This is a genomic window from Streptomyces barkulensis (assembly GCF_002843305.1).
Taxonomy (GTDB): Bacteria; Actinomycetota; Actinomycetes; order Streptomycetales; family Streptomycetaceae; genus Streptomyces; species Streptomyces barkulensis.
The window spans coordinates 57,280-75,014 of the sequence record NZ_PGSG01000009.1 but is presented as its reverse complement, the minus strand read 5'-3'; the positions used below and the strand labels follow the sequence as shown (position 1 = coordinate 75,014).

General features: G+C 72.9%; 18 protein-coding genes, 1 tRNA gene and 2 pseudogenes. 9 read left to right on the top strand and 12 right to left on the bottom strand.

Features of this window, described 5'->3' with window-relative positions:
- Positions 1–41: 41 nt before the first annotated feature.
- Positions 42–1,067, bottom strand: a complete 1,026-nt coding sequence (locus tag CUT83_RS02140; RefSeq protein ID WP_101254160.1) for a TerD family protein — start codon at positions 1,065–1,067, stop codon at positions 42–44.
- 180 nt (positions 1,068–1,247) lie between these two features.
- Here CUT83_RS02140 and CUT83_RS02135 point away from each other — a divergent pair, with 180 nt between their 5' ends.
- From CUT83_RS02135 to CUT83_RS02120, 4 genes are all read left to right on the top strand, one after another.
- Positions 1,248–2,432, top strand: coding sequence for an HpcH/HpaI aldolase/citrate lyase family protein (locus CUT83_RS02135; RefSeq protein WP_101254159.1), 1,185 nt, complete (start codon positions 1,248–1,250; stop codon positions 2,430–2,432).
- Between the two features lie 71 nt (positions 2,433–2,503).
- The gene (locus CUT83_RS02130; protein ID WP_420882459.1) at positions 2,504–5,083 is read left to right on the top strand and encodes a phosphoribosyltransferase; all 2,580 of its coding nucleotides are present in this window, start codon (positions 2,504–2,506) and stop codon (positions 5,081–5,083) included.
- The gene (locus CUT83_RS02125; RefSeq protein ID WP_420882452.1) at positions 5,080–5,946 is read left to right on the top strand and encodes an HAD family hydrolase; all 867 of its coding nucleotides are present in this window, start codon (positions 5,080–5,082) and stop codon (positions 5,944–5,946) included. The genes CUT83_RS02130 and CUT83_RS02125 overlap by 4 nt, the downstream gene beginning before the upstream one ends.
- Positions 5,947–5,979: 33 nt before the next feature.
- Positions 5,980–6,651, top strand: coding sequence for an O-methyltransferase (locus CUT83_RS02120; protein WP_101254157.1), 672 nt, complete (start codon positions 5,980–5,982; stop codon positions 6,649–6,651).
- Positions 6,652–6,699: 48 nt separating this feature from the next.
- On the opposite strand, the gene CUT83_RS02115 is transcribed toward CUT83_RS02120, so the two are convergent.
- The 3 genes from CUT83_RS02115 to CUT83_RS02105 form a co-directional block, all read right to left on the bottom strand.
- The gene (locus CUT83_RS02115) at positions 6,700–6,927 is read right to left on the bottom strand and encodes an FmdB family zinc ribbon protein (RefSeq protein WP_093848961.1); all 228 of its coding nucleotides are present in this window, start codon (positions 6,925–6,927) and stop codon (positions 6,700–6,702) included.
- A 149-nt stretch (positions 6,928–7,076) separates the two neighbouring features.
- The gene (locus tag CUT83_RS02110; RefSeq protein ID WP_101254297.1) at positions 7,077–8,336 is read right to left on the bottom strand and encodes a hypothetical protein; all 1,260 of its coding nucleotides are present in this window, start codon (positions 8,334–8,336) and stop codon (positions 7,077–7,079) included.
- A 101-nt stretch (positions 8,337–8,437) separates the two neighbouring features.
- Positions 8,438–9,220: a DUF4097 family beta strand repeat-containing protein gene (locus tag CUT83_RS02105; RefSeq protein WP_101254156.1), complete on the bottom strand. Its 783-nt coding sequence runs from the start codon at positions 9,218–9,220 to the stop codon at positions 8,438–8,440.
- Between the two features lie 182 nt (positions 9,221–9,402).
- On the opposite strand from CUT83_RS02105, the gene CUT83_RS02100 reads away from it, so the two are divergent.
- Positions 9,403–9,474 (top strand) — tRNA-Val (locus CUT83_RS02100).
- Between the two features lie 87 nt (positions 9,475–9,561).
- Here the strand turns inward: CUT83_RS02100 and CUT83_RS02095 are convergent.
- Together CUT83_RS02095 and CUT83_RS02090 are read right to left on the bottom strand one after the other, a co-directional pair.
- Positions 9,562–10,776 (bottom strand): helix-turn-helix domain-containing protein, encoded by a 1,215-nt coding sequence (locus tag CUT83_RS02095; protein WP_101254155.1) that lies wholly within the window; start codon positions 10,774–10,776, stop codon positions 9,562–9,564.
- Positions 10,766–11,080, bottom strand: a complete 315-nt coding sequence (locus tag CUT83_RS02090) for a putative quinol monooxygenase (protein WP_101254154.1) — start codon at positions 11,078–11,080, stop codon at positions 10,766–10,768. The genes CUT83_RS02095 and CUT83_RS02090 overlap by 11 nt, the downstream gene beginning before the upstream one ends.
- A 212-nt stretch (positions 11,081–11,292) precedes the next feature.
- Here CUT83_RS02090 and CUT83_RS02085 point away from each other — a divergent pair, with 212 nt between their 5' ends.
- The 3 genes from CUT83_RS02085 to CUT83_RS02075 are packed head-to-tail and all read left to right on the top strand — an operon-like array spanning position 11,293 to position 12,304.
- On the top strand, positions 11,293–11,700 hold the full coding sequence (locus CUT83_RS02085; protein WP_101254153.1) for an ATP-binding protein: 408 nt from the start codon (positions 11,293–11,295) through the stop codon (positions 11,698–11,700).
- Positions 11,694–12,005, top strand: a complete 312-nt coding sequence (locus CUT83_RS02080; protein WP_101254152.1) for a hypothetical protein — start codon at positions 11,694–11,696, stop codon at positions 12,003–12,005. Before CUT83_RS02085 ends, CUT83_RS02080 begins: the two co-directional genes overlap by 7 nt.
- Positions 12,002–12,304 carry a hypothetical protein gene (locus tag CUT83_RS02075; RefSeq protein ID WP_101254151.1) on the top strand — a complete coding sequence of 101 codons (303 nt, stop codon included), beginning with the start codon at positions 12,002–12,004 and terminating at the stop codon, positions 12,302–12,304. Before CUT83_RS02080 ends, CUT83_RS02075 begins: the two co-directional genes overlap by 4 nt.
- An 8-nt stretch (positions 12,305–12,312) precedes the next feature.
- Here the strand turns inward: CUT83_RS02075 and CUT83_RS31675 are convergent.
- Positions 12,313–12,495: pseudogene (locus tag CUT83_RS31675) on the bottom strand (hypothetical protein); the annotation flags it as partial.
- A 156-nt stretch (positions 12,496–12,651) separates the two neighbouring features.
- Between CUT83_RS31675 and CUT83_RS02065 the strand changes: the two are divergent.
- The gene (locus CUT83_RS02065; RefSeq protein ID WP_101254150.1) at positions 12,652–13,317 is read left to right on the top strand and encodes an HAD-IA family hydrolase; all 666 of its coding nucleotides are present in this window, start codon (positions 12,652–12,654) and stop codon (positions 13,315–13,317) included.
- Between the two features lie 330 nt (positions 13,318–13,647).
- Here the strand turns inward: CUT83_RS02065 and CUT83_RS02060 are convergent, their stop codons facing one another.
- The 5 genes and pseudogenes from CUT83_RS02060 to CUT83_RS02040 form a co-directional block, all read right to left on the bottom strand.
- Positions 13,648–14,061 (bottom strand): hypothetical protein, encoded by a 414-nt coding sequence (locus CUT83_RS02060; protein ID WP_143688467.1) that lies wholly within the window; start codon positions 14,059–14,061, stop codon positions 13,648–13,650.
- Between the two features lie 208 nt (positions 14,062–14,269).
- On the bottom strand, positions 14,270–14,890 hold the full coding sequence (locus CUT83_RS02055) for an SMI1/KNR4 family protein (RefSeq protein ID WP_101254148.1): 621 nt from the start codon (positions 14,888–14,890) through the stop codon (positions 14,270–14,272).
- 164 nt (positions 14,891–15,054) lie between these two features.
- Positions 15,055–15,441, bottom strand: a pseudogene (locus CUT83_RS02050) (VOC family protein).
- A 285-nt stretch (positions 15,442–15,726) separates the two neighbouring features.
- Positions 15,727–16,038, bottom strand: a complete 312-nt coding sequence (locus CUT83_RS02045; protein WP_143688466.1) for a hypothetical protein — start codon at positions 16,036–16,038, stop codon at positions 15,727–15,729.
- Between the two features lie 104 nt (positions 16,039–16,142).
- Positions 16,143–17,657: an alpha/beta hydrolase gene (locus tag CUT83_RS02040; protein WP_101254146.1), complete on the bottom strand. Its 1,515-nt coding sequence runs from the start codon at positions 17,655–17,657 to the stop codon at positions 16,143–16,145.
- Positions 17,658–17,735 lie beyond the last annotated feature (78 nt).

The following is a 17,735-nucleotide window of genomic DNA, read 5'->3' as shown; positions in this document are numbered from 1 at the left end:
GGTGTCGCTCCCCGCGAGGGGAGCGACACCGGGCGCTCCGGCTAACGTCCCACGAACTGCGGGCCCTGGGGCGGCAGGGTGAAGGCCGGATCGGGTGTGCCGGGCCGGTGGGCCGGGGGCCGGGCCGGCGGCGGGGGCACATGCGGATAGCCGTACGCGGGCTGCGCCGGAGGGACCCCCGTGGCGGGCTGCGGGTATCCGTAGGCAGGTCCCGGCGGCGGCCCGGCCGGCACCGGCGCCGTCGGGTGCGACGCGGCGGCGGGCTCGGGCTCGGGCTGGGGCCCCGGCTCGGGCCCCGGTTCAGGTCCCGGCCCGGGGTGCGGCGGCTGCGGCTCCGGCTCGGGCAGCGGTTCCGGCCCGGGTGTGGGGCCGGGGACGGGGCGCGGCGACGGAGGGTTCGGCCCGGGCGGCGGCTCGGGGTGCGGCTGCGGCTCGGGGTGGGGTTCGGGCATCGGCTCCGGCTGCGGGAAGCCCGGCTCCGGAGGCGGCTGCGGGATCGTCTGCCCCGGCTCCCCGGGCGCGGCCGACCCGGCCTCCTCCACCGAGATACCGAAGTCCGTCGCCAGCCCGACGAGCCCGGTGGCGTACCCCTGCCCCAGCGCGCGGAACTTCCAGCCGTCCCCGCGCCGGTACAGCTCACCGCAGATCAGCGCCGTCTCCGAGCCCGTCTCGGGACGGATCTCGAAGCGGGCGATCGTCTCACCGCCGTCGGCGTCCACGACCAGCAGCACCAGGTCGCGCACATCGGCGAAGGTGCCGCCGTCCGCCGACGCGGACAGCATCACCCGCTCCACGGACGTCTCCAGGCGGCCGAGATCCACCTCGACCGAGTCCGTCAGCCCCTCCGGTTCGTGCCTCTTGGGCAGGTACCGCACCAGCCCGGAGGGGTGTCGCGGCTGGTTGTAGAAGACGAAGTCCTCGTCGGAGCGCACACGCCCGTCCGCGCCCAGCAGCAGCGCGGAGGCGTCGACGTCGCGGACGCCCGTGCCCGGTGTCCAGCGCAGTACGGCGCGCACGGCCGTCGCGTGGAGCTGGATGTTCGACCCCTTCAGCATCGCGTGCGTCATAGCGCCATCCTGCCTGTCGCGGCCCGCCGGTACAACGCGGGTGCCTCGGCACCCCGGGTTTATGCGTAAGTAATGCTATGTTCATGCGTTCGAGTAACTTTTGAGCCACGTGCGTGCTTACGATGATCGGCCGGTTCTCGCTCATGAAGGACATGGGGCCGGTGACGGAACGGGGGTCCTATGCGGCACTTCGGACACCTTTCGCCGCAGCTGCGGCGGGAACTGTTCCACAAGGAACCGGCCGAGTTCTCGGCACGATCCCCGGCCCGTCTGCTGTCGGTGGCCCTGGGCGCCACCCTCTACAGCCCCGCCACCCGCCCCCGGCTCGCCGACGACGTGCTCAAGCAGGCCCGACGGGGCGTGGTCTCCATGGTGCTCTGCCTGGAGGACTCCATCGACGACGCCGAAGTGCCCGGTGCCGAGGAGAATCTGATCCGGCAGTTCGCCGAACTGGCCGCTTCCGCCGCCGGCCCCTCCGCCTCAGCCGGCCCCACCGAACCCCCGCTGCTGTTCGTCCGCGTCCGCGAGCCCGCGCAGATCACCTCCCTGGTCCGGCGACTGGGGGCCGGCACCCGTCTGCTGTCCGGTTTCGTGCTGCCCAAGTTCACCGAGGAACGCGGACTGCCCTTCCTGGAGGCGCTCACCGCCGCCGAGGCCGACTGCGGACAGCGGCTGTTCGCCATGCCCGTGCTGGAGTCCCCCGACCTCCTGCACCTGGAGACGCGGGTGGAGACGCTCACCGGGATAGCCCGCACCGTCGACAAGTACCGCGACCGGGTCCTGGCGCTCCGCCTGGGCGTCACCGACTTCTGCTCCGCCTACGGACTGCGCCGCAGTCCCGACATGACCGCCTACGACGTGCAGATCGTCGCCTCGGTGATAGCCGACGTGGTCAACGTGCTCGGCCGGGCCGACGGCACCGGCTTCACCGTCACCGGACCCGTGTGGGAGTACTTCCGGCTCCAGGAGCGGATGTTCAAACCGCAGCTGCGCCAGAGCCCGTTCACCGGCCGCGCCGAGGAACTGCGCGCCGCGCTGATCGAGCACGACATGGACGGGCTGCTGCGCGAGATCGGCCTGGACCGGGCCAACGGCCTGCAGGGCAAGACGTGCATCCACCCCTCCCATGTCGCCCCCGTCCACGCCCTGTCGGTGGTCAGCCACGAGGAGTTCAGCGACGCCACCGACATACTGCGCCCCGAGCGCTGCGGCGGTGGAGTGCTGCGTTCCGCCTACACCAACAAGATGAACGAGGTGAAGCCGCACCGCGCCTGGGCCGAGCGCACCCTGCTGCGGGCCGAGGCCTTCGGCGTCGCGCACGAGGGCGTGGGGTTCGTCGAGCTGCTGGCGGCTGGGAGCATATGAGTCATACGAACGAGGACGACCACGGCCGCGACCACGACCACGGCCGCGACCACGGCGAGGGGTACGGCAGGGTGACGCAGGCGGCGGACGCGGACGGGCGCACAGACGGACGGGAGGCCGGGGCGCCGGGGGAGACCGGTGAGCCCGGTGAGCCCGGCCCCGGTCGGAGGCCCGGCGAATGGCCCGGCGAATGGGTCGCACAACGGCTGGAGGTACGGCTGGAGGCCCCGCCCGGCGAGGAGGCCGGACGCCTGCGCGAGCTGCTCGGCCTGGCCCTGCGACGCAACCCCCGCCGGGCGCACCTGCTGGTCTCCCAGGTGCTCGGCAAGCACGTACCCCAACTCCCCGGAACCGTCCACGGCACCGGACTGCGCCTGGGCGAACGCGTCCGCGAGCTGCTGGGCGCGGACGCGGGCCGCGCGGTCGTCCTCGGCTACGCCGAGACCGCCACCGGCCTCGGCCACAGCGTCGCCGACGGCCTGGGCACCGCCCCCTACCTCCACTCCACGCGCCGGGCCGTCCCCGGCGTGGAGCCGGTGGGCGGCTTCGAGGAGGAGCACTCCCACGCCACCTCCCACCTGCTGCTGCCGCAGGACCCGGAGCTGCTGGCCGGAGACGGGCCGCTGGTCCTGGTGGACGACGAGTTCTCAACCGGCACCACCGTCCTCAACACCGTCACCGCACTGCACCGCGCCTTTCCGCGCGAGCGGTACGTGATCGTGGCGCTGACCGACCTGCGCGGGCCGCAGGACCGGGCCCGGCTGGAGAAGTTCGCCGCCGACCTCGGCGCCCGCATCGACGTGGTGGCCCTGGCCACCGGCACCGTACGCCTGCCCGACGGCGTACTGGAGCGCGGCGCCGCCCTGGTCGAGGCCCACGACAGCCCGCCGCCGCGGCCCGCGCCCGGATTCGGTCCAAAGCAGGTGCGCCGCATCGACCTGGGCTGGCCGACGGGCCTGCCCGACGGCGGGCGGCACGGCTTCACCCCCGCCCACCGGGCCCGGCTGGAGGCCGCGCTGCCGGCGATGGCCGGCCGGATCGCAGCCCACCTGCCAGAGGGGGCGCGCAGGGTGCTCGTCCTGGGGTGCGAGGAACTGATGTACGCGCCGCTGCGGCTGGCCGACGCCCTTACCGGCGCCACCGGCGCCGAGGTCCGCTACTCCACCACCACCCGCTCGCCCGTCCTGGCGGTCGACGAGCCCGGCTACGCCATCCGAACCCGCCTGGTCTTCCCCGCCCACGACGACCCCGCCGACGGCGCCCCCGGCCGGCCGGGGGAGCGGTACGCCTACAACATCGCGGGCCAGGGCTTCGACGCCGTCGTCGCCGTCGTGGACTCCGCCGCCGACACCCCCGCCCTCCACGCCCACGACGGCCTGCTGGCACACCTCGCCGCCCACACCGGCCGGGTGCTGCTCGCGGTCGTCCCCTCCCACCGGCCCCTGCCCGCACCACTGCGCGGCCCGCACTTCTCCTCCTACGCCCCCGAGGACGTCGGCTGGCTGCTCCAGGACCTCTCCGACGTCACCCTGGAGGCGCCCACCGAGGAACGCGAGGAGGCCATCCAGTCCGGCGGCGCGCACTACGCCGAGTCGCTGCCGGTGGAGTACCAGCCCAGCCGGGAGTACCAGCGGCTGTTCCACCAGGCGCTGGAGACCTCCGCCGACCGGATCGCCCGCGCGGTCGGCGCGGTCACCGACACCCTGCTCGCCGAGCGGGGCGTCCGGGACGGCACGGCAGGCCGGGACGGTGGCCGGAGCGGCCGTGGGAAGGGCATCGTGCTGGCCTCCCTCGCGCGCGCCGGCACCCCCGTCGGGGTGTTGATGCGCCGCTGGGCCCGGCACGCGCACGGCCTGGACATACCCCACTACGCCGTCTCCATCGTCCGCGGCCGCGGCATCGACACCACCGCCCTGCGCTGGCTCGCCGCCCACCACGACCCGGCCGACGTGGTCTTCGTCGACGGCTGGACGGGCAAGGGCGCCATCACCCGCGAACTCGCCGACGCCCTGCGCCCCTTCCCCGGCTTCGACCCTCCCCCTGACTCCGTCGGGGGGACCCCCAACCTCGCCGTCCTGGCCGACCCCGGCGGCTGCGTGCGCACCTACGGCACCCGCGAGGACTTCCTCATCCCCTCCGCCTGCCTCAACTCCACCGTCTCCGGCCTCGTCTCGCGCACCGTGCTGCGCGCCGACCTCGTCGGGCCGGACGACTTCCACGGAGCCAAGTACTACCGGGAACTGGCCGGAGGGGACGTCTCCAACCTCTTCCTGGACACCGTCGCGAGCCGCTTCGACGCCGTACGCGCCGACGTGGCCGCGGACGTGGCGCGACTGCTCGCCGCCGACCGCGCCCCCACCTGGGCCGGCTGGAGGGCTGTGGAGCGCATCAGCGAGGAGTACGGCATCGGCGACGTCAACCTCGTCAAGCCCGGCGTCGGCGAGACCACCCGGGTGCTGCTGCGCCGCGTTCCCTGGCGCGTACTGGCCCGGCGCGGCGCGGGCGCCGACCTGGACCACATCCGGCTGCTCGCCGAGCAGCGCGGCGTACCCGTCGAGGAGACCGACGACCTGCCCTACTCCTGCGTCGGCCTCATCCACCCCCGCTACACGCGCGGCGCCACCGGCGCCGACGGAAAGGCCGCCCGATGAGCCGCCCGGCGAGCCGCCCGGCGGCCGACACCGTACGCACGGCCCCGGAGCGCCGCACGGCCTTGGTCGCCAGCGACCTGGACCGCACCCTCATCTACTCCGCCGCCGCCCTCGGCCTGACCATGCCCGACGCCGAGGCCCCGCGCCTGCTGTGCGTGGAGGTCTACCGGTCCAAGCCCCTGTCGTACCTCACCGAGACCGCCGCCGCCCTGCTGACCGAACTCGCGGACCGCTCCGTCTTCGTCCCCACCACCACCCGCACCCGCGAGCAGTACGGGCGCATCCACCTGCCGGGCCCGCCCCCGCGCTACGCGATCTGCGCCAACGGCGGCCATCTGATGGTGGACGGCGAGTCCGACCCCGCCTGGCACGCCCGGGTACGGCGCGCCCTGGACGCCGACTGCGCACCGCTGGCGCAGGTGCGCGCCCGTATGGTGGGGGCCGCCGACCCCGGCTGGCTGCTCAAGGAGCGCGTCGCCGAGGAGCTGTTCGCCTACCTCGTCGTCGACCGCGAGAAGCTGCCCGGCACCTGGGTGAAGGAACTGGCCGACTGGGCCGGGCCGCGCGGCTGGACGGTCTCCCTCCAGGGCCGCAAGCTCTACGCCGTGCCGCGCCCGCTCACCAAGAGCGCCGCCGTCGCCGAGGTCGCCCGGCGTACCGGCGCCGAGCACGTCCTGGCCGCCGGGGACTCCCTCCTCGACGCCGACCTGCTGCTGGCCGCCGACACCGGCTGGCGGCCCGGCCACGGGGAGCTGGCCGACCTGGGCTGGACCGCCCCGCACATCACCGCCCTGCCCGAGCGCGGGGTCGCGGCCGGGGAGCGCGTACTGCGGGAATTCCTCGCGCACACCGGGCGGGACTGAGCGGGGACGACGGACCTGAGCGAGGATGCGGGCATGACCACACCGGCACCCCGCGACAAGCGCCCCCTCCAGACCGCCGAGCTGTACAGGTACGTGCTCGACCACAACCCGCCGCTCGACCCCGTCCTGCGCGACCTGGTGGAGACCACGCACGCCCGCTTCCCCGACCGGGCCGGGCTGCAGTCCGCCCAGGAACAGGGCCCGATGCTGGCCTTCCTGGTACGGCTGACCGGCGCCCGCCGCGTGGTGGAGGTCGGCACCTTCACCGGCTTCTCCGCCCTCGCCATGGCCCAGGCCCTGCCCGAGGACGGCACGCTCATCGCCTGCGACATCTCGCAGGAGTGGACGGCCCTCGGGCGCGAGGCATGGGCCAGGGCGGGCGTGGCCGACCGCATCGACCTGCGCATCGCCCCGGCCCTGGACACCCTGCGGGCCCTGCCCGCCGAGCCGGAGATCGACTTCGTCTACCTCGACGCGGACAAGGACAACTACATCGCTTACTGGGAGGAACTGGTGCCGCGGATGCGGCCGGGCGGGCTGGTCGTCGCGGACAACGTGCTCTTCCACGGCGAGGTCGCCGACCCGGAGGCCACCGGCAACGCCGCCGCGATCCGGGCCTTCAACGACCATGTCCTCGCCGACGACCGGATGGAGTCGATCATGTTGACGGTCGCCGACGGCGTGACCATCGCGCGCAGGCGGTAGCCCGCACCCGCGCGGGCCGCTTCCGCCGGACGACCCCGGCTCTCCCGTTCAGCCGCAGCAGCCGCCCCCGCAACACCCTCCGCCCCCTCCGCCGCCCGCGCTCGGCGCCGGGGCGGAGGAACGGGCGGCCGCACCGCCCACCGCGACGGTGGACAGCAGCTTCACCGTGTCGCCGTGGCCCTCCGGGCAGCTGGCGGGCGCACCGGACTCGGCCATCGGTCGGTTCACTTCGAACGTGGTGCCGCAGGCGCGGCAGCGGAACTCGTATCGGGGCATGCAAGCAGGATAAGCGCCGGTCCGGCGATCGCGGGGAGCCTGTGGACAGCGGTTGGACAGCGGTTGGACAGCGGTCGCGGCACCACGGCGGGAGCGGGCCGCGTACGTACGGCCGGGCGGGGCCGGGCCACCACGCCCGGCCGCGCGGCTCAGCCGCCCGCCGCCCGCTCCTCGCGTATCCGGCGCACCACGTCCGCCACCGTCTCGCGGATGGCGTCCAGCTCCGTCACAAAGCCCCACCAGTCCGGATGCCGCCCGGACAGCCCCGCCACCGCCCGCTCCAGCCGGGCCACCGACTCGTCCAGCGGACCCGCGTGCCGGGGATCGGGATGGCTGCGCCCGGCCATCGCCAGCCGCTGGGCGTCACGGATAGCGAAGCGCGTCCGCTCCACCTCGCCGCTGTGGTCGAAGGAGACCTCGTTCAGCCGCCGCAGACGCTCACCGGCCGCCGAGACCGCCTCGTCCGCGTCGTTCAGCAGCGCCCGCACCGTCGACAGCCGGGCGGTGGCGTCCGCCCACCGCTGCTCCTGCCGGGCGGTACGCGCCTCGGCCAGCTTCTCCTCCGCCTGCCGCACCGCGTCCGCCACCTGCTCCGGCACGTTCTGCAGATCCTCCCAGCACGCGACGGTGAACCGCCGCCGCAGCTCGCTCAGCACCGGCCCGACGTTCTCCGCCCGGTGCCGCAGCGCCTCGGCGCGGGTGCGCAGGGAGGACAGCCGCCGGTCGGTCCCGGCCGCCCGCTCCGGCAGCAGCTCGACCTCCCTGCGCACCCCCTCCGCCTCCCGCAGCACACGCTCGGCCCGCTGGAGGGTGTCCCGCACGCCGTGGCGCGCGGCGCCCTCGTTGAGTCTGGTCAGCTCGGGGGAGAGGGCGGCCAGCCGGGCCGCCGCCTCGTCGGACCGCAGCCCGGCGGCGCGTACGGCGTCCAGCGCCTTCGTCGCGCCCAGCAGCGCCTGCCGGGCCCGCTCCACGGCGGGCGCCAGCCGGGCGAGCTGCGTCTCGGCCTTCTCCAGCAGCGGACCGAGCCCCTGCCCGAACCGCTCCAGGTCCGCGCGGGTGCGCTCCAGGTCCTCCCGCGCCTCGTCCAGGGCCCGGCGGGCACGGGAGGCGGTGTCGGCGTCCAGGTCGTCGCGCTCCAGGTCGTGGGCGTCCACGGTGGCGATGTACTCATGGCTGACCTGGTCGATCCGCCGTCCGAACTCGGCGAAGTCCTCCACGGCCCGGCGCGAGGCCGGGGAGTCGTCGACGGCCGCCAGGGTCTCGATGGAGATCCGCAGATCCCGCTGCGCGGTGTCCAGTTCGTAGAACGCGGTGGCCGCCGCGTCCTTCGCGGCCTGGGCCTCGGCACGCCGGCTCTCGGCACGCCCGCCGCCGCCCCAGCCCCAGCGGCGTGCGCCGCCGCCGTTCATCGCCGCCACGTGTGTCCTCTCCCCTTACGCCCTCGCCGGCCCGGCTGCCATTCTCCCACCCGGCCCGGGGGAACACACGGGAGGCGACCGGGGCGATCACCTCACGACCGGTCCCGCCGGCCCACGGGGCGCACGGTCACATCGCCGTTGGCGGCGCGGGCGGTGATGGCGGGATCGCCCGCGCCGCCCCGCGGCACCTCCACTCGGGCCCCGCCGTTCTCGGCCGCGGCGTCCACGCGGTACGCGGCGCGGGGCACCTCGACGGTGACCGAACCATTGTGGCCGCGGGCCTCCACCCGCTGAGGCACCCGGACCAGTGCCAGCTTCAGCCCGCCGTTGTCCGCCTCGGCGACCACCTCGCTGGAGCCGACCCCGGTGGCCTCGACGGAACCGTTGTCGCCGCTGAGCTCCAGCGGCCCGGTGACATCGCGCACCTGGATCCCGCCGTTGTCGACGAAGACCGCGAGCGCCTCGCCGAACCCGCGCGCGTCAACGTCCCCGTTGCGGCCCTCGACCCGCACCGCGAGCCGGCGCGGCACCTCCACCCGGTGCCGGATGTCGCAGCTCGCGAGCCCGGAGCAGGCGGGGCCCAGCGACAGCGTCCCGCCTTCCATCGACCACCGCGCCCCGGTGCTGCCGCCGTAGGCGACCCCGTCGAACCACCGGGTCACCCGTACGTCGTCCCGGTCCGCCGCCACCACCTCCACCGGCGAGTCCTCGACGTCGACCACCAGCTTCTCCACTTCCTCCCCGACCTCGAAGGTTCGGTGTTCGGGCGGCACGTCACCGGCGTCCACGCACCCGGCCACCCCGGCGGTGGCGGCCACCGCGAGAACGACGGCGACCAGGGCGCGTACGGTGCTGCGGCGGGTCTCGGTGGTCATGGGGATCTCCGTATCCGTTCGGCGGGGTGCTCGATGGGGCTGCCCGGCGGCGCCCTGCCGACGCTATGGATCCCCGCCCGCCGACGGCATCCGGCACCCCACCGGACCCGGGGTGGGGACAGCCCCCGCCTCCCGCGTTTGTGGCGCACACGGCGCGGCACGGTACGCTGTGGGCTCACCCCGGGCGCATAGCTCAGCGGTAGAGCGCTGCCCTTACAAGGCAGATGTCGGCGGTTCGAACCCGTCTGCGCCCACCGGCACAAGGACCCCCGGCCCACCAGGTCCGGGGGTCCTCCGCGTCGCCGTCCGACATCAGCGGCCGTGGTCGGGCCGCCGCACGGCTACCGGCCCTCCACATCCATCTCGTCCGCCAGGGTCCGCAGGGACGCGGACGGCTGGGGGCTCATGACCAACAGGTCGGACACGAGCTGCCTGACCACCGGCTTGGCGCGGACCAGTTCGGGGGCGAGGCGCCGGGCTTCGGTGAGGGCGACCGTCGCCTCTTCGATCTGCCGGCGCTGGGCGTGGGCCCTGGCGAGATCGATACGGAAGCGCGCCTGCCGCTCGGAGGAGAGCGCAGAAGGATCGACGGATTCGGCGGCGCGCAGTGCGGTACCGGCGTCGCCCAGATCGGCGGCGATGGCGACCTCGTGGAGGCCGACGTTGAGCGGTCCGAACTCCGTGCTGTAGTCGTTGCGGCCCTCTCCCACCTGCTCGGCCATCTCGCGTGCGTGCCGGAGGAGTTGATACGCCTCCTCACCTCGGTCCAGCCGGGCCGAGGCCACCGCGTGCTGCAATGTCAGAGCGCCGCGCAGAGCCACGGTCTCCGGTCGTCCCTCCGTGGCCAGTGGTGCCAGGGCTTCTGCGGCGCTGCGCGCGACCCGGGCCGCTTGCTCGTAGTACCCGGAGCCGAGGAAGACGATCGACAGCCGGAACTCACCGGCCGCCATCAACAGCGGATCTCCGGTGCGTTCGGCGGCGGCGATGGCGCGGTCGACCGCGACCCATGCCACGTCCGGCTCGCCCATGTTCGCCAGTGCCGCACCGTATGCGCCGTACATGGAGGCCAGCAGACGGAGCGGCTCGGCGGGGTCCTCCCCGGTACCGGATCGGGCCGCCGACTCCAGGTGCGGCACGAGCCGTTCCAGCAAGTCGGACAGTTCCGCGTACCGGCCCTCGTGCGTCAGGGTCCAGGCGCGTTCCACATCGGTGCGCAGGGCCGGCATGTCCGGGTGCTCCGGCTGCCCGAGTACGGCACTGAGCCGGTGTGAACCGCTCAGTGCCAGCCGCAGCCGGTGTGCTCCGGATGGTTTCCCCTCGGTGTTCGACGCCAGGACCGGTGATCCCGCTGCGAGTTCGGCCACCGGCAGGCCGAGAACGTCGGCGACCTTCTCCAGGACCGTCATGCGGTCGATGCGGCGCACTCCGCGTTCCACCTGCGACACCCAGGCTTCCGAGCGGTCCAGGAGCCTGGCGAGTTCCTTCTGCGACAGACCTCTGCGCCTGCGGTGGGAGGCGATCCTGCGGCCGAGGGTCTTCTCGTAGTCAGCGCTCATGACCGACACCCTTGCCGGAGACGAACTCCAGACGGTCGACCTCGACGGCGGACAGGTACCGGCCCCGTTCGTCGAGGAAGGCGCGCACGTAGTCCTGCGCCTCGTGGAAGGCGAAGGCGTCGGCGTCCCGGTACAGCTCGTAGAAGATCCGTTCCAGGGGGCGGCCGTCAACACGGTGCACGGTGTAGATCACCGTTTCGGGTTCATGGGTGCGGATCTGCTCCCCGGTCCGCGCCACCAGCGCGTCGAACGCCGCTGCCGCCGCCTCGTCCTTGCAGGTGAAGCGCACCATCAGACCGAACATCGGCTCTCCTTCTCCGTCTTGGCATTCCGGCTCTGCACCACGCCGTGGCGAGCGCTGTTCGGCAGTCGACCAGTACTAAAAGTGCGATCTAGCACCTCAAGTACTCGCACTATGGCTACGGTGCTAGTACTTATTGTACGTGCGAGCGTGGCGGTGTCTGTTGCCAGACCTCGGCACCGCTGAAAACCGCAGCTCAGAGCAAGGAGGAGCGCATGCTCATGCATCGACGGACCTTCGCGGGACGTCCTGAGGAGGTACGTAAGGCCCGCGAATGGACCCGCAAACTCCTCGCCGACACCTCCTGTGTGGACGACGCGGCACTGATCGTCACCGAGCTGGGCGCCAACGCGGTCACTCACACCACCGGACCGGCCTTCCGCGTCACCATCACCCGCACCACCGAGGCCGTGACGCTCACCGTCACCGACACCGGCGCCACCACCACCCACCCGCGCATCACCCACCCCGACGCCGAGGCCACCCATGGCCGAGGACTGGAGATCGTCGCCACGCTGGCCGACGACGTGAAGGTCCACCACACCGCTCGCGGTCACACGGTGACCGCCCGGCTCCCTCTCCCCGCAGCACTGCCGACCACGCGGGAAGCCCAGCCGTGCTGATCCGCATCTACCGGTGCCAGGCCATCGCCTCCACCCCCGACGACGGCCGCACCTTCCCCCTCGGCGCCCACACGGCCGGCTCACCGCGGCTCGCCCTGCGCTGGCTCCAGCTGCGGGCCCGCCACATCGGCGACCAGCTCGACCCGCCGGCCGCCCGCCCCGTCCTGGCCTGGCTCCACGACGACCAGGCCCACGAACACGCCTTGGCCGCCCTCGCCTCCGGCACGCCCTACACCCACACCGTCTACGACGACGCCATCCGCTACCTGCTCACCGCCCGACCGATCCCAAGGCCCTACCCGTGACCTTCGACCGTGCTGCCCAGACCGAGCAGCTGTACCGCTACGAGATCACCGCCGCCCTGAACGCCGTGATCCGCGCCTGCCAGGACATCGTCACCGAACACAGCCACCGCGGCTTCTGGACACCCCACACCAGCACCGAGCCGACGCCGACCCACCAGGACCTCATCGAGGCCGCCCGCCGCGACGTGCTCAACCGCCTCCAGATGGTCATCCACTGCGCCGAGACGGTCGCCTACACCATCGAACACGACCGTCAGCGTCAGCCCAACCGGTCCTGTCGGGTCCCAGATGATGCTTGACGCTGGGCCTAGACAACACCGGAAACCTCGTGAGGTTTGCCGGCTTTCACGTTACGGACCGGGATGTCGGTCGTGTGCCGGATGACCCGAACCTGGTCGTCCAGCTCGACGGTGACCGTGTCCGACACGGACACGCTCACCGTCTGGCCCGCATAGGGGCGGCCCAGGGAGACGGTCTGGCGGCAGGCCAGGAGCCAGCCCGATTCGCCGGCCAGCGTACGAGCCCTCGATCTCTCGCCCAAAGTCGCTCCGCCGACTTACATCGCTCCCCGGCAGCACCGAGGCCCCGCACGCCATATAGGACGCCGGGCCTCGATTTACCTCAGGCCACACACTAGGGTGCCCGAGTGGCTACCGACGGCGTCACGCATGCCGCCCCATACGACACCGTGCTATGCGACGTCGACGGCGTGCTTCGTCACTGGCCCGTCCCTGGACACGCTGATCTCGACCGTGCACACGGACTCCCCGAGGGCACTCTTTCGGCGGCGGCCTTCGCGCCTGCCCGCCTGCGTCCCGCGATCACCGGGGAGATCACTGATGAGCAGTGGCGTTCCGCCGTAGCCAAGGACATCGCCGAGGTGTGCAGGTCACGAGAACGCGCCCGCAACCTGGTCAATGCCTGGTCCAACCTCGAGCCTCGCGTCGATCACCAGGTCGCGACCCTGCTCAAGAATATCCGGAAGGTCGCCAAGGTCGCTTTGCTCTCCAACGCTACGACACGATTGGAGCGAGACCTTGCACGGCAAGGGCTCGACGCTCTCGCTGATGTCGTCGTGAACACCGCCCGGATCGGCGTCGCGAAGCCTGATGCCCGCGCCTATCTCATCGCAGCCGAACGCCTCAGGACTCCGGTCCATCGCTGCTTGTTCATCGATGACACCGCCGCCAACGTCACCGCGGCCCGTGCCCTGGGGATGACGGCTCTTCACTACCGCAAGCTTGAAGATCTCCGAGACGTCCTTTCGCCGCTCCTCAATCATCCAGAGCCACGCACTGACATCAGCGGTTGACATCAACAAGCACGGATGTCGGCGTTTCTGGGCAATCCAGAGGAGGCAGGACAAATCCCATGGTAGGCGGTCAAACGGGTCCGCCGGGGGCAACGGATCGAACTTCAAGGCAGATGTCGGCGGTTCGAACCCGTCTGCGCCCACCGGCACAAAGCCCCCCGGCCCACCAGGGCCGGGGGTCCTCCGCGTCGCCGCCCGGTACCAGTGGCCGTGTCCAGCCGTGGTCGGGCCGCCGCACGGCTGACGGCCCTCCACGTCCAGCTCGTCCGCCGGAGCCCGCACAGGAACGCGGACGGCCGAAGGCTCATGACCGTCGCCTCCATGGCGACTTCACGCCCGTTCCGTTCCCGCCTCGTCGTCGCGGGCGGAACCGGGGTCGTAGGCGCCGAGGAGCGCGCCTGCCAGGACGAATGCGACCAGGACCGGTACGGACATGAGCCCACCCGGGCGGTCGACGTCGTCGATGTACACCGAGGAGACGCCGATCCACAGCGGTGTGCCGAGGAGGATCTGGAGCCAGGTGCGCCGTTCGCCGAGGACGCGCATCCCGATCCACAGCGCCAGGGGCATGAGTGTCCACGTGGCGAGGACGGTGGCGCTGAATCCGGGTAAACCGGACCAGTCGTCCGGGTGGTCCGGTTCCTGCGCGCGGGCCCACGCGAACCCGGCGCTCATCGTGAGGTGGCCGGCCGCTGTGGCGACGGCCGTGATCACGACTGCTTTCAGGGCGCGTGCGTAATCCATGATCGCTCCAAGGCGAGAGGGCGGGCCTCCAGCATTGTCGCCGCATGGTGGAGGCCCGCTTTGAGGGTTCCACGGCCGGTCGAGTCGTGAGCGAGCGTACGGTTCGGCCGGGGAAGCGCTCCAGAGCACCGGTGTGGAGCCGGCCCCGACACCTTCGGCTGGAAGGGGGGCTGTCGACGGCCGGACGCCACCGTTGTCGCACACCGTCTTACCGCAGTGGCGTGAAGTCCCAGGAGAGCCTGTGCTCCTCGTCCACCACGGGTGTGTAGCCGTCGAGGGGCTCGCCGGTTTCGAGGGATGTGGCGATCCGCTCCATGAGTACGGGCAGGGAGGTCCACATCTCGTGTGACCCGCGCATGACGCCTTCCACGGCCTCGACTTCGTGGACGCACCCCCGGTCGGTCTCGGGACGGTGGTCCAGTACGAGGCAGCCTCCGCGGATGTCCCGTGCGATGGGGATCAACTGCGGATGCCCGTACAGGGCGCTGCTGAATCCGAGCTCCATGAAGTGGTAGACCTCTTCCTCCTCCTCCTCGTCCGTCGCGCACCTGTCGTAGAAGCCGGTGAGAAGCCGCCACTGGGCCGCCGTCTCGCGTGTGCTCAACGGTCTGTAGGAGCCCGGCAGCAGCCAGGAACGCTGGTCGAGGAGGCCGTCGTGCCGCAGCAGCGACTGCACCAGGGGTCTCAGCAGCGGTCGGCCGACGAGGCGTTCGAGCTCGGCGATGTCCGCCGGGTCCGCGGGCGGCGCCAGCGCGGCACGGGTGGCCGGGGCGTGCCCGGCCAGCCAGTTCTCGATTCGCGTCCACGACTCACTGATCGGTGCGGTCATGGCAGGGCATCCTGTCACCCGGTACTGACAGCCTCCGGGGAGCGGCCGGACGGTGGCCGTGGGCTCGGCCCGTACGGCCCGGAGACGGCCCCGGGCCGTACGGGGGAACTCGACGGCGGCAGGCGGCGCGTCACCGCCCGGCGTCAGCGGCCGCGCCCGGCCGGTTACAGATACGGCCGGGTGATCAGCTCGATCGCGTGACCGGAGGGGTCCTTGAAGTACACCCCGCGACCGCCGTGCTCGGTGTTGGTCTCGCCCGGGCGCCGCATCCGCGGATCGGCTCAGTGCTCGGCCCAGTGCTCGACACCGCACTCGCACAGCCGCCGGTACGCCCGGTCGAACAGGTCGTCGTCGACCAGGAACGCGTAGTGCTGCATCTGGATCTCCACCGGAGGCTCGGTGAACTGCAGCAGCACGCCGTCGGTGAGCTGGATGTTGGTGAACACGCCCCAGGACGGTGCCTCCGGCAGTTCCAGGAGCTCCCGGAAGAACCGGGCCGATTCCTCGCGGTCTGTGGAGGCGATGATGGTGTGGTTGAAGGTGACTGACACTTGGCTGACCTCGCTGTCGCTCGGCACGGAGAGATGGACTCGCGGTGCACAAGCGCGGGGAGGTCCGCGTGCCGAACCGTGGGGGCGCCTTCCGCGCCCCCGCAGTGCGGTCAGCCCTCCACCGGACAGCCGATCCGCGTGTGGCGTGGCGCCGGTCCGGTGTTCACGCCGGGCGACGTTACCGGGTTCCGCCGGCTACGCCAACGGAGTGTGGGAGCGGTTCGCTCCCGAATCACGACGACCGCCTTCGGCGCTCGGCCGGGGCCGTCAGGGGGCGGCCGGGGGTCACAGGCACTCGCACGAAGCCCCGTAGAGCACCAGGAGGACGAGGGCGAAGGCGGTGATGGCCACCGTGGTGAGACGTCCGCGCCGGACGGGCTTCCCGGGCCGGAAGACCTCCCACGCGCCGTAGCCGACGAGGAGCAGGAAGCCGCCGAGCGAGCCGCCGGCGGCAAGGGGGCTGATCCTCCAGCCCGCCAGGAACACGGCTGCTCCCGCTGCCAGGATGAGGCAGGCGGCCATGGCGAGCGCCGCCTCGAGCAGGATCTCGCCGATGAACTCGGCCACGTGCTCGCCTGTCTTCCGGGCCGCACGCACGACGCGTCCTCCCGCCATGTGACCTCAACCCCTCCCGCTCGGAACGAGAACCCCGTACGGGAGGGGACTGCCGGGGCGCGCCGGGAGTTCCCGCCACGGGCGGGTCAGTTCCGCAGGTGACCCAGTACGGACCGCATCGCGCGGTCCACGGCCCGGCGGGCCGGTTCGGTGTGGTCGACGGTCTCGAAGCCGTGGTGACCGCCGGGTACGTCGATCACCTCCACGGCGGCCTCGCAGTGCTCCGCCGCGGTCAGGAAATCCTGGATGGCGGCGGCGAGTTCGGGGAGTTCCAGCTCCACCCGGGTCAGCACCACCGGCAGCCGTCCCGCGGTGCGCAGGGCGGTCGCGGGGTGGAAGCGGGAGGCGTCGACCGGCCAGCCCGGCGGGGGTGCGAGCAGGGGGTAGGTGGCCGCCAGGCAGCGCAGCCACGGCGGGGGCGCGGCCAGCCAGTGGGCCGACAGCAGCCCGCCGCCGGAGAAGAACCACAGCGCGATCCGGTCCCCGTCCACACGCGGATCGGCCCGTACGAGGCGGACGGCCTCGCGGACGTCCTCGGCGGCTCGCCCGTAGTCGGCGATGCCGTGCAGCCGGTGGTCCACCGTCGCGCCGACCGCGCCCAGGCTCGCCGCGTACCGGGCGTAGCCGGTGAAGGCGGGCCAGTCCCGGGGAGTGGGGTGCGCCTCGGGCGGGACCGGGCCGCCGTGGACGAACACCACGGCGGGGCGGGGGCCGTCCGCTTCGGGCAGGTGGAGGTCGACCCGTCCCGTCCGCTCACGGCGCGCCTCGGGCACGTCCACGATGAACGGCCGTAGATGCGCGGGCCGTTCGTCCCGCGGCGGGGAGATCCGATGCCCCTCTCCCGCGGCGGCCCGCAGCAGTACGCCGGCCAGCTCATCGGGGGCGGAGAGCATCGGCCAGTGCCCGGTGGCCAGTTCGAAGAAGTCCACCCGGGGGCCGGTGAGTGCCAGGAAGCGTGGGTCGCCCAGTCCCACCATGGCCTCGACCGCGGCGATACCCGGCCCGTTGGCAGTGCACAGGACGCCGGTCGCCGGTATCCGCGACACGGCCTCGTTCAGCCGGAGCGGCCGGGTGAGGGTGCCTACGGGCTGGGGCGCGGCGAGGCGGGCCAGCCGCTCCAGCGCATCCTCGGGCACGCCCGCGGTGCTGCCCCAGCGCCGCCAGCCGTCCGGGGACGGCGGAGGCAGCAGCCCGTTCCCGTGCCCGCCGCCCCGCCCGTCCGCGCGTGAGAGCCGTTCGCGGACCGTGCCGTCGGGCACGAGGGCGAGGGCCGGGTCGCCGTCGCGGGGGATGCCGGTGTCCAGGTGGACGATCCGGGCGATCCGCTCCGGGCGCCGCCCGGCCGCGCCCAGCACCGGGTGAATGCCGTAGCAGTGGCCGACGAGCACCACCCGGGGCGCGTCCAGCCCGTCGATCAGCCGTACCAGGTCGTCGATGTGCGTCTCCAGGCCGGTGCCCGGTCCCGCCGGGTCGCCGGGGCCGCCCATGCCGGTGAGCGTCACCGGGTATGCCTCGGCTCCCGACTCCCGCAGCCGGGAGGCCGTCCCCTCCCACACCCAGCCACCGGTGTGGGCGCCCGGCACCAGTACGAAAGCCGTCATGGCGATGCTCCTCCCCGTTTCCTTCGAGCGCGGGCCGCCCGCGCTCGCCGGTACGGTAGGAACTCCCCCTGAGGGAGG